Origin of the sequence: Gordonia amicalis NBRC 100051 = JCM 11271 (assembly GCF_000332995.1) — a bacterium.
GTDB lineage: Bacteria > Actinomycetota > Actinomycetes > Mycobacteriales > Mycobacteriaceae > Gordonia > Gordonia amicalis.
Genome location: NZ_BANS01000008.1, coordinates 57,513 through 68,493, shown reverse-complemented (window position 1 = coordinate 68,493; position 10,981 = coordinate 57,513). Strand labels below are relative to the sequence as shown.

11 protein-coding genes and 1 pseudogene are annotated in these 10,981 nt (G+C 68.6%); 7 read left to right on the top strand and 5 right to left on the bottom strand.

Translation table 11 applies throughout. The features are described from left to right. The coding region (locus GOAMI_RS04875) for a glycosyltransferase (protein WP_006435285.1) at positions 1-338 on the bottom strand (338 nt) is incomplete at its 3' end. Between the two features lie 113 nt (positions 339-451). Here GOAMI_RS04875 and GOAMI_RS04870 point away from each other — a divergent pair. Then, positions 452-1,069 (top strand): Type 1 glutamine amidotransferase-like domain-containing protein, encoded by a 618-nt coding sequence (locus GOAMI_RS04870; RefSeq protein ID WP_006435284.1) that lies wholly within the window; start codon positions 452-454, stop codon positions 1,067-1,069. Here GOAMI_RS04870 and GOAMI_RS04865 read toward each other — a convergent pair. After that, positions 1,056-1,661, bottom strand: coding sequence for a hypothetical protein (locus GOAMI_RS04865; protein WP_006435283.1), 606 nt, complete (start codon positions 1,659-1,661; stop codon positions 1,056-1,058). The genes GOAMI_RS04870 and GOAMI_RS04865 overlap by 14 nt on opposite strands. 52 nt (positions 1,662-1,713) lie before the next feature. Beyond that, a complete protein-coding gene (gene menD, locus GOAMI_RS04860) occupies positions 1,714-3,390 on the bottom strand; it encodes a 2-succinyl-5-enolpyruvyl-6-hydroxy-3-cyclohexene-1-carboxylic-acid synthase (protein ID WP_006435282.1) in 1,677 nt (558 codons plus the stop codon). A 61-nt stretch (positions 3,391-3,451) separates the two neighbouring features. Here menD and GOAMI_RS04855 point away from each other — a divergent pair, with 61 nt between their 5' ends. The 4 genes from GOAMI_RS04855 (at position 3,452) to GOAMI_RS04840 (ending at position 7,169) form a co-directional block, all read left to right on the top strand. Further along, the gene (locus GOAMI_RS04855; RefSeq protein ID WP_006435281.1) at positions 3,452-4,069 is read left to right on the top strand and encodes a class I SAM-dependent methyltransferase; all 618 of its coding nucleotides are present in this window, start codon (positions 3,452-3,454) and stop codon (positions 4,067-4,069) included. Positions 4,070-4,132: 63 nt separating this feature from the next. Then, positions 4,133-5,212 carry an AbrB family transcriptional regulator gene (locus GOAMI_RS04850; protein ID WP_006435280.1) on the top strand — a complete coding sequence of 360 codons (1,080 nt, stop codon included), beginning with the start codon at positions 4,133-4,135 and terminating at the stop codon, positions 5,210-5,212. A gap of 44 nt (positions 5,213-5,256) precedes the next feature. Further along, positions 5,257-6,564, top strand: coding sequence for a saccharopine dehydrogenase family protein (locus GOAMI_RS04845; RefSeq protein ID WP_006435279.1), 1,308 nt, complete (start codon positions 5,257-5,259; stop codon positions 6,562-6,564). Positions 6,565-6,722: 158 nt separating this feature from the next. After that, the gene (locus tag GOAMI_RS04840; protein ID WP_006435278.1) at positions 6,723-7,169 is read left to right on the top strand and encodes an Hsp20/alpha crystallin family protein; all 447 of its coding nucleotides are present in this window, start codon (positions 6,723-6,725) and stop codon (positions 7,167-7,169) included. A gap of 110 nt (positions 7,170-7,279) precedes the next feature. On the opposite strand, the pseudogene GOAMI_RS04835 reads toward GOAMI_RS04840, so the two are convergent. Then, positions 7,280-8,463: pseudogene (locus GOAMI_RS04835) on the bottom strand (EAL domain-containing protein). 515 nt (positions 8,464-8,978) lie between these two features. Between GOAMI_RS04835 and GOAMI_RS04830 the strand changes: the two are divergent. Together GOAMI_RS04830 and GOAMI_RS23385 are read left to right on the top strand one after the other, a co-directional pair. After that, complete coding sequence (locus tag GOAMI_RS04830; protein WP_247603061.1) at positions 8,979-9,809, top strand: GGDEF domain-containing protein; 831 nt, start codon at positions 8,979-8,981, stop codon at positions 9,807-9,809. Beyond that, entirely contained in the window at positions 9,788-10,114 is a 327-nt protein-coding gene (locus tag GOAMI_RS23385; protein WP_247603060.1) for a hypothetical protein, read from the top strand. Before GOAMI_RS04830 ends, GOAMI_RS23385 begins: the two co-directional genes overlap by 22 nt. Here GOAMI_RS23385 and GOAMI_RS04825 read toward each other — a convergent pair. Next, entirely contained in the window at positions 10,060-10,821 is a 762-nt protein-coding gene (locus GOAMI_RS04825) for a hypothetical protein (RefSeq protein WP_006435274.1), read from the bottom strand. The genes GOAMI_RS23385 and GOAMI_RS04825 overlap by 55 nt on opposite strands. Positions 10,822-10,981 lie beyond the last annotated feature (160 nt).

Genomic DNA, 10,981 nt, shown 5'->3' with positions numbered 1-10,981 from the left:
AGCGCGCGCGCGGCGACCGCGCCCGCCGCGCCCACCACGAACGGGGAGGCCAGGTGCACGACGTCGGGCCCGAAGTCGCGCAGCACCCGGTACAGCAGCGGCATCGGAACCCCGACCGGCAGCGACGTCACCCGCGGAACCCGCACCGACGGCACCAGGTGCACCGCGGTCCGCCGCCCCACGATCCGCGGCGCAGAAGAACATCTCCGCGGTGTGTCCGGGGCGATGACGACCACCTCGTGGCCGGTGGATTCCAGATGCTCGACGACCCGCAGGACGGAGTTGACCACCCCGTTCATCTGCGGGAGGAAGCTCTCGGCGACGATCGCGACGCGCATGCCCCGACCCTGACCCGTCGACCTGACGGGCAGTGACGCAGTGCGTGACACGTCCCGCAACACCCGGTGAACACCCGACGACCCGAATCCCGGGCGTGATGCACAGTGGACGTGTGCCCGACACCGACCTACTCCTGCTGAGCCGATGGCTGACCCCGGTGCACGACTTCCTCGTGCCGCGCGTCGGCACCGGTGCGCGCATCGGCTTCATCCCGACCGCGTCGTCGATCTATCCCGACCAGGCCTGGCTCGACCTCGACCGCGGTTCCCTGCGCGAGCAGGGATTCGAGGTCGTCGACATCGATCCGGAACTCATCCCGGCGGCCACGTTCACCCGCGCGCTCGGCGAGGTCGACGCGGTGTTCGTCGCGGGCGGCAATGTCTTCCATCTCCTGGGTGCTCTCCGCCACGCCGGGGCCGACCGTCCTCTCGTCGCAGCGGTCCGGCTCGGTCTGCCCTACATCGGGGTCAGTGCCGGCGCGGCCGTCACCGGTCCCGACATCGCGCCGCTCGCGCTACTCGACAACCCGGCCGAGGCGGCGCCCCTGGCCTCGACCACCGGCCTGGAACTGATCGACGTCACGGTCGTACCGCATGCGGAGGGAACCGTCGGAGGGCGCGGACCGATCGACCGGACGCGTCAGGAGTTCGCCGACCATCCGCTGCACTTCCTGCGCGACGACGAGGCACTCGTGGTCTCCGGAGGAACCACCACGGTCATCGCGGGCTGAGGGACTCCGCGTCGGTCGCGCCCGGACCGGGGTCCTCGACAACGTCGACAACCGGGTCCTCGGCGGCAGCCGCCGAGTCCGCGTTCTCGCCGACCAGGTCGGCATCGGCCGAATCGTCACTGCCCGAATCGGCACCGGCCGAATCGTCACCGCCGGACTTCTCCGCATTCCGGCGAGCCAGGCGTCGGCTGAACTCCGCAACCCCGACCATCAGCAGGCCGACGACCAGCCACCCGACGACGGCCACCGACAGCCCCGGGATGATCGAGAGCATCGCGGTACGCCCGGTCGGTCGCGCGAGATCCGGGTTGTACGCGGCATATTCGACGCTGATGCGCTGTCCCTCGCTGAGCTCGGTGGGATACAGCAGACCGAAGCGCGGACTGTGGAACGAGCCGTCGGGGGTTTGGAAGTCGACGGCGGCGTGCAGTGCGTCCACCGAGACCACCTCGGCCATCACGGTGGCCTTGCTGGCCTCGATCGCCGAGTCGTTCTTGAAACAGCCGGCGATCAGCGACAGCGCCATCGCGGTGATGGTCAGACCGACGACGAGCAGCCCGAGCTGCACGCGCCGCTGGATCACCGGATTCATGCCGTTCAGGGTAACCGGCGGCGTCGGTCGCGACGGGACCGCCGTCGCGGGACTACCGCAGCCGGGCGGCGATCGCCGCGTGCACCGATCGCAGCCGATCGCGATCGGTGGCGACCTCGATCACCTCTATTCCGCCCGCCGCCGGTTCCTCGGCCAGTACGGCGCGCAGTTCGTCGACGCCGACCCGCCGGTGTGGGATGCGGAATCCCGCGCACATCGACGCGATGTCGGTGTGATGCGGGGTTCCGAAGACACGCTCGTAGGCGCCGGCGTACTGCCCGGTGTTGTAGCGCGGGTCGCCTTGCTCGAGCAGACCGAAGATCCCACCGCCGTCGTCGTTCGCGACGACGATCCGCAGCGAGTCGGGCCGCGGCTCCCCCGGCCCGATGACCAGACCGGTGGCGTCGTGGACGAAGGTGAGGTCACCCATGAGGGCGATGGTGCGAGCCCCGGGACGTTCGTGGTCGAGGGCCAGTGCGGCGCCGATGGCCGTCGAGTTGGTCCCGTCGATGCCGGCGACGCCACGGTTGGACAGGACGCGCACGCCCTCGGCGACCCGCCCGGCCAGCGCGATGTCGCGGATCGGATTCGACGCGCCGACGACGAGTTGGTCGCCCGGCGCCATCGCGTCGCTGACGGCACGGGCGACGTGGAGGCCGGTCGTCGGACCCGGTTCATCGAGTTCCGCGGCGACCGCCCCGACCACCCGCTCCTGCACCGCCGCACATTCCTTGAGCCAGTCCTCACGGGGTTCACCGGCCACCTCGATGCGGGTACCGGTCGCATAGACGTTGCCCGAGACGTCGGGCCATCGCGGGCCGGTGGTCAGCGCGTAGACCCGGACCTCGGGGTCGGCGAGCAGCCGGGAGACCCCGCGATGAAGGGTCGGACGACCGCAGATGATCGCCTGGCGGGGACGCACCGAATCGAGGGCGAGGGGATGCAGCGGGGTCGCCGGATGCGGGGCGGTCGGTTCGGCGACCGTCGGCACACCGGCGAGCGCGGGATGTTCACCGGAACCGTGACCGGACACCACCACGGTGTCCAGCGACAGGTCGATGGACAGCGGGACGTCGAGCTTGCCGACCGGCGCCTGCGTCCAGGGCAGTCCGCCGGGTCGTCCGGCGAACGAGCCCAGGTCATCGTCACCGACCTCGTCCGGATCGGGCACGAGGGGCTCACGCAGCGGGATGTCGAACTGGACCGGGCCGGCGTTTCCGGTACGTGCACCGCGCGCCGCGGCGAGCACGCGTCCGACGGCCGACCGCCACTGGCTGTTGGTGTCCAGGTCCTGCTCGGCGAGGCCGAGGCTGATCGCGGCACGCACCTGGGTGCCGAAGATGCCGAACTGCTCGACGGTCTGGTTGGCGCCCGATCCGAGCAGCTCATAGGGCCGATTGGCGCTGATCACCACGAGTGGCACGCGGGCGTAGTTGGCCTCGAAGACCGCCGGCCCCATGTTCGCCACGGCGGTGCCGCTCGTCATGACGATCGGCACCGGCTCCTTCGACGACACCGCCAGTCCCAGTGCCAGGTAACCCGCCGATCGTTCGTCGATGCGGACGTGCAGCCGCAGCCGGCCCGCGACGTCGGCGGCGTGCAGCGCGAAGGCCAGCGGCGCGTTCCGGGACCCCGGGCACAGCACGGCTTCCCGCACGCCACCCCGGATCAACTCGTCGACGATGACCCGCGCCTGCAGCGTCGATGGATTCGGACCCGGTCGATTCATTCCTCAAGCCTAGGGACTCGAACTCCAGGCGATGCGCCGGGAGCGGCGTTACGCTGGTCGCGTGGGATTCTATGACGACCGCGTCGTCCCGCATCTGGTCCACCTGGCATGCGGGATGTCCGCCCTGACACCACTGCGGCAACGCGCCTGCGCCCCGCTGAGCGGGCGGACGCTCGAAGTCGGCTTCGGCTCGGGTCTCAATGTCGGGCTCTATCCCGACACGATCACCGAGGTCGCCGCGGTAGAACCCTCCGATGTCGGCTGGCGGATGGCCGCCGACCGGGTCGCGGAGTCGTCCGTGCCCATCGAGCGCTCCGGGCTCGACGGCCAGAAACTGCCCTTCGAGGACGACTCCTTCGACGCCGCGTTGTCGACGTTCACGCTGTGCACGATCCCCGACCTGCGCGCAGCCCTCACCGAGATCCGCCGCGTCCTGCGTCCGGGCGGCACCCTCGGCTTCCTCGAACACGGTCTGGCGCCCGACGAGAAGGTGCGCCGCTGGCAGCACCGCCTCGAGCCGATCCAGAAGCGCCTCGTCGGCGGCTGTCACCTGACCCGTGACGTACGAGCCGAACTGACGGCGGCGGGCTTCACGCTCGGCAGCGTCGACTCCTTCTATCAACCGGGAGTCCCGAAACCGCATGGGGCCCTGAGCCTGGGCACCGCAGTACCTGCCTGACCCCGCTCCGCCCGCCCCGACCTCGCGCGGCACCCGCCAGGGTGCTGCCCTACTGTGGTTCCAATGCGTCGCTGGACACTGCTGGCCGTTCTGACCGCGGCCGCGACGCTGATCCTCGACATCTTCGACGTCGACGCGGCGGCCCTGTTCGCCGGTCTCGTCGTCGCCGGCCTGCTGGCCATCGCCGGGCGGGCGCCGCGACGCCGCACCTCCACGGACGATCCCGACGCCCCGATCGTGCCACGCTGGGCGTTCGTGTCGTCACAGGGTGTGCTCGGCGTCTACATCGGCACGGTGGCCGATCCGGAGACGGTGAGCGGACTCGGCTCGTCGTGGTTCCCGGTGCTGGTGATCGGCATCGCGACCCTGGCCATCTCGATCGTCTGCGGCGGTCTGCTCGGACTGCATCGCGACGTCGACCCGCTCACCGGCTCGCTCGCGCTCGTGGCCGGCGGCGCCTCCGGGCTGGTCGCCCTCACCCGCGAGTTCGGCGGCGACGAACGGATGGTCGCGGTCATCCAGTACCTACGGGTCGCGCTGGTCACCGTCACCATCCCGCTCGTCGCGTCCCTCGTCTTCGGAGCAGGCGAAGGCACCGTGGAGATCCTCCCGGCGTCGTGGGCCGATCAGGCGTGGGGTCTGTTGCTGCTGGGGGTGTGCCTGGGAGTCGGCATCCCCGTCGGACGACTGCTGCACCTCCCGGCCGCCGGTCTGCTCGGTCCGCTCGCGTTCTCGGCGGCCGCCGAGCTCACCGGTATCGCGGGCGACGCCGCGGTCTCTCCGATCCTGCTCACCGTGGCCTACGCGCTGATCGGCTGGCAGGCGGGACTCGGCTTCACCATGGAGCGTCTTCGAGAGATCGGACGCGTTCTGCCCTATGCGCTCGTCCTCATCCTGGCCATCGGTGTCGGTTGCGCACTGCTCGGCGTTGCACTGTCGGCATGGACCGGGGAGTCCATGTTCGACTGCTATCTCGCGACCACCCCCGGCGGCATCTACGCCGTCCTGGCAGCGGCCACCGGCGCGGGCGGCAACGTGGCCTTCGTCGTCGCGGCCCAGATCCTGCGGGTGCTCCTCATGCTCTTCGTGGCGCCGTTCGCGGCACGGGCCGCGTCCCGGCGCGGCGGCGGAAGAAGGATCTGACTCCCCGGTCACATGTGACCCGCGTCCCACGTAAGGTCGGAGAGATGAGCGGGGAATCCACCACCGAGACATCCAGCAACGAGAACCGGCCCGCCGCCGGTTCGCACGGCCGCGAGTTCGACGTCGTCGTCTACGGCGCCACCGGCTTCGTCGGCGAGATCACCGCCCGGTATCTCGCCGACCACGCCCCGATCGGCACCAAGGTCGCGCTCGCCGGCCGCAACGAGTCCAAGCTCGCCAAGGTGCGCGAACGACTGCCGCTCCGGGCGCACGACTGGCCCCTGATCGTCGCCGACTCCAACTCGCCGGCCGCGCTCGATGCGATGGTGGCCCGCACGCAGGTCATCTGCACCACGGTCGGCCCCTACCTGAAATACGGCGAGGCACTCGTGGTCGCGGCCGCGACCGCCGGGACCGACTACGTCGACCTCACCGGCGAGGTCCCCTTCGTCCGCTACTCCATCGACAAGGCGCACGACACCGCCGTCGCCTCGGGTGCACGCATCGTCCACTCCTGCGGATTCGACTCCGTCCCGTCCGACCTCACCACCTACGCGCTCTACAAGAAGGTCGCCGAGGACGGGGCGGGCGAGATGACCGACACCACCCTGGTGGTGAAGTCGATGCGCGGCGGCCTGTCCGGCGGCACCATCGACTCGATGCGGGTCATCGCCGACGAGGCCAGGAACTCGCAGGCCCGGCGCCTGATGCTCAACCCGCAGGCCCTGTCCGGCGGTCCCGGCGAGGTCCCGCGGGTCAGCATGTCCGACGAACCGAGCGACCTGTCGATCATCAGCGCCAAGAAGGTCGACCCCTCGCTGCGCGGCACCCTCGCCCCGTTCTTCATGGCGGCACACAACACCCGGATCGTTCGTCGTTCGAATGCGCTGCTGGACAACGCCTACGGCTCGAACTTCCATTACGCGGAGACGATGAACGTCGGCGGCGTCCCGGCCGTGTCGACGCTGGCGGCCGGCGCGGTCGCGGTCGGCACCGGCGTCTTCATGGGGGCGATGAGCTTCGGCCCCACCCGCCGCCTCCTCGACCGCGTCCTGCCCAAGCCGGGCGACGGCCCCAGCGAGAAGTCCCGCAACAGTGGATATTTCGTGGTCGAGACGTTCACGCGGACGACCACCGGCCGTCGCTACCGATCGCAGATGCGCGCCCAGGGCGACCCGGGATACAAGGCGACCGCGGTGATGCTCGCCGAGAGCGCCCTGGCGCTGGCGCTCGACCGCGATCGGCTACCGTCCCGCACCGGGGTTCTCACGACCGCGGCAGCGATGGGCGATGCACTCATCGACCGCCTGCGCGACGCCGGATTCACCATCGAGGCAACCGAACTCGGCTGAACCGGCCGCTCGAGCACCGGTTCGCACATCGTCTGGCACTCTCTACCCGAGAGTGCTAGACGAGTGCGCGAACCGGTGCTATCTTCGGTGTCAGTACAGCGTTGAGCTGCTCGCCTGCCGAGTGGCGAGCAGCCTTGTGAGACAGGAGGTGAACTGCTGTGCTGCGTTTCGATCCCTTCTCCGACATGGATGCCTGGGCCCGGGGCATGCTGACCGGTTCGGCGGCCGGAACCGCGCGTACACCCAAGTTCATGCCCTTGGACCTCTACAAGGTCGACGACCACTACATGCTCGTCGCCGACCTGCCGGGCGCGGACCCTGGCTCGATCGACGTGAGTGTCGACAACGGCGTACTCACGTTGTCCGCCCAGCGAAGTGCCCCGTCCGACGAGGGTGTCCAGTGGCTGGCCAGCGAACGGTTCTCCGGCACCTACCGCCGCCAGGTCACCCTCGGTGACTCCATCGACAGTGCCGGCATCTCCGCGCGCTACGACAACGGCGTGCTCACCGTGACCATCCCGGTGGCCGAGAAGGCCAAGCCGCGTCGCATCGAGGTGGAGAGCCACAACAGTCCGCAGGCCATCGAGACCGGAACTGTCACCTAACCCGAAACCCATGTCCCCGAGCATCATCGGGGAGATCGCACCGGACGGTCGGTTCGCCGGACAACGGCGCACCGGCCGTCCGGGTGTGTCACCGGCGGTCCGTTACCGGACTATCGGCCGGTCCACGTGGACAGCGGTTCCGGACGGCCGAAGAAGAAGCCCTGCGCGTAGTCGAAGCCGAACTCGGTGAGGACCTCCAGCACGTCGTCGCTCTCGATGCCCTCCGCCACCATCCGCAGACCGGTGGCCGCCGCCATCTCCGAGATCGCCCGCACCACAGCACGATCGGAATGACTGTGGACCAGCTGGTCGATCAGCGTGCGATCGACCTTCAGGACGTCGACCGGCAGGTCCCGCACATAACGAAGGGCGGAGAAGCCGGCGCCGAGGTCGTCGACGCAGATGGTGCACCCGAGGTCGTGCAGCGCGTTGACGGTCCGGGCCGCCGAGGTCTCGAGGCGGATCACCTGATCCTCGCGGACCTCGATCCAGACCCGGGCCGGATCGACGCGGTAGTCGCGGATCAGACCGTCGATGTAGGCGACGAGGCCGTCGTCGGACAGCTGCTGGCAGGACAGGTTGAGCGAGACGAAACCCTCGTCACCGGTCATCCGGGAGATGTCCGCGGCGAGATCCCGGATGGCTTCCCCGATGGCATGCCGGCCGATCGGCGCGAGCAGCGAGATGCCTTCGGCCACCGCGAGAAACGCATCTGGGGCAAGCACTCCGGATTCGGTGTGCCAACGCAGTAGCGACTCATAGCCGACCACCCGACGGTCGGGCATTGCGACGATCGGTTGGTAGAAGACCGAGAAGTCCCGCTCGACGGACCGGGTGAGCCATGCCGTGAGGTCGACCTCCGCGCTGATCTGCCGCACCATACTCGGGTGCGCGAACTCAAATGCACCCGGCGGGTGAGGGCGACGCACAGGGCGGCGTCGGCGTGACGCACCAGATCGGCCTCGTCCGAGACCCCGTCGAGGTCGGCGCCGACGGCGACGCCCATGCAGACGTCGAGGAATCCGCTGCGATCTCCGTCGCTGACGGTGTGCGCACCGAGTTTGCGCCGTGCCGCGTCGATGAGCGCGTCATGGCCGCCATCGGTGGCCGAGAGAGTTATCAGCCACTGCAGATCCGACCTGCGTTCGAACCGCGCACGTGGACTGATCGGCATCAGGACCTGGGCGACGAACGATTCGGCGATGGACACGACGGCGCCGTACCCGTAGGCGACGACGGCACGGTGGTAAGGGTCGACCTCGACGGCGATCACCGTTGCGCCGCGACTCAACACTGCATCATCTACTGTCGTCCGATCCCCCCGCCGCGGCCCGAACGCCACGTTCCTCGGCAGGATTTTAACCGCAGACCGGCTCGTCCTGTACAGGACAACCCCGACCCGAAACCGGTGCAATACATCGGATATGAACCGCGGACTCAGAGGAAGTGGCGCCACGGCAATCGTCGATGCAGCGCATGATCCGTGTCGTGACGGTGGAAATCTGCGCCTTCTGTATCCGGCGACTCTCGTTGTCGATTGACCTCCATCGGATTCGGGGGTGCCGCGGGCCGCATTCTCTTTTGATCACACCCCGCAAACAATTAGAAAGGCTAGAAAACGGCTGCTAAGGTGGGAGCCAGTCCTGTGTGCAACGCCACTCAGGATTCGTTAGTTCGGGTTATGATTTTGATCCCGTAAATCACCGAGTTCGGAGAACCCGTGGTCGCTCGCTCGGCCGAAACGACGGAAAGCGGTCCCGGCGTATGGCCTTGATCAGAAACATGATGCGCCGCTACGATGCGCGGTCCATGGCAACGCTGATCAGTACCGGTGGCGTGCTCCCGCTGCCCATCATCAGCGTCCTCGCACCCGACACCCTGAAGCCCGGAAAGATGATCATCCTGATGGTCATCTGGTCGTTCATCGCGCTGGTGTTCACCGTCACGATGCTCCGTCGCCGGCTGACCGATCCGGAGTTCGCGGTCCTGGGCGGCCTCGGCATCGTCGGCATCGGTGGCACATCCTTGATCCTCGCCGACCCCCGCTCCTCGGCCCTCGTGCTCGCGATCGTCGCGGCCATTCCCGCCATCGGCGCGATCACCGCGTCGACCCGGCTCATCCTGTCGCATCTGGCGATCGCGACCCTCTGCGCGGTGGTCGTCCTCGGCGTCACCACGACGTCGGGGCCGGCGTTCCTGATCAGCTTCGGGTCCATGTTCGGGATCATCGTGGTGCCCGTGTTCCTCGTGGTGGCCCTCCGCAAGTCGATGGAGGCCGTACTCGACCAACAGACCCGTCTCTGCGGGATCGATCCCCTGACCGGACTGCTCAACCGCCGCGGATTCCTCATCCGCGCGTCGCAACTGTTGTCCGCCGCACGCTCGTCCACCGGACGGATCGGCATCCTGCTTCTCGACGTCGACCACTTCAAACGGATCAACGACGAGTACGGGCACCTCGCCGGCGACGGCGTCCTACTGTCCGCGTCCGCCGCCATCCGCGAACACGCCCTGTCGGTTCCGAGGTGTGCCGCTACGGCGGCGAGGAGTTCCTGCTGTTCCACGTGGTCCACGACGAGAACGAGCTGTGGCTCTGCGCCGAACGTCTCCGGGCCGCGGTGGCCGCCACGGCTCCGGTGACGGTCAGTGTCGGGGGCGTCTGTGCACCGCTGGTGTCCTCGCGCAACGGCGATGCCGGCTCCACCGACGACGTGATCGGGAACCTGCTGGGCCGCGCCGACGAATGCGTGTACCGGGCCAAGGAGAGCGGCCGGGACACCACCGTCATCGACACGATCGATCCGGTCGTGTGGAACGACGGCACGCTGAGCGCCCACGCCGCCGAGGACCCACCGGCATCGCCGCCGGCGGCAAGCCTGTACGAGGTCTTCTACCAGCGTCCGGCCGACTTGCTGGAGATGGACACCCGGCCCGGGAGACGCTGAGCATGTCCCGGCGACTGCAGGATGTCGGCTTCCATCCGCATCCGGCGCCAGGTCTCCTCGGTGGTGTGTTCCTGGAGGCGGGCCCGATCCCACCACATGAGTCGGGTCCGGTAGCGCTCGTCGGGGAACGGCGTCGGCGGCACCGACTCGTCGACGCGGCCGCCGCCCGACTGCCAGCGCCGCAGCACGTGATCGGCCGCAGTGGCCATCATGTGATCGGTGCCCGACATCTCCATGATGACCAGCCCCAACCGTGACAGCTGCCCGGCCACAGACCTGGCGATGGGTGATCGCTCATCCACCCAGGCCGTCTTGACCTCGACGATCCCGCCCGCAAGCCGCTCTTCGATGGCGTTCACCAACTGCACCTGACCGGGCTGTCCGGCCCACTCGACGAGCGCGTGCGACTGCGCCGCCGCGCTGAACCGCGGCTGGACGCGCAGGCCGCCGCGGACCTGATCGGACTCGTCGAGCACGGCGAAGAACAGGGCCGTTCCCGCACCTGAGGAGACCTCGTCGTAATCGAGTGCGGCCGCACAGCCGTGCCGGTCGTACGACGCGGCGGCCCCGGCGAGGTACTTGTCCCACAGGAGCCGCTCCCGTCGCGGACTGGCCGCGATCACCGTGTACTCCGTACCGGCCTCCGGGGCGGTGGCCCGAAGCATGCCGGTCTGTACCACTTCACTGGCGGTTTTCATCGTTTTCATCGCAGTATTGCGCCTTCCATAAATAAGGAATTCGTTGCGAGATCTCCCCCGACCCCGCGTGTTATGTTGCCACAGCGGCAATTTTATGCTGGTGCAGAACCGTTCTTCTCGTCCAAAATCCGCACATATAGCCCCGGTTGGCGACGCCGAGTCGGGTAAG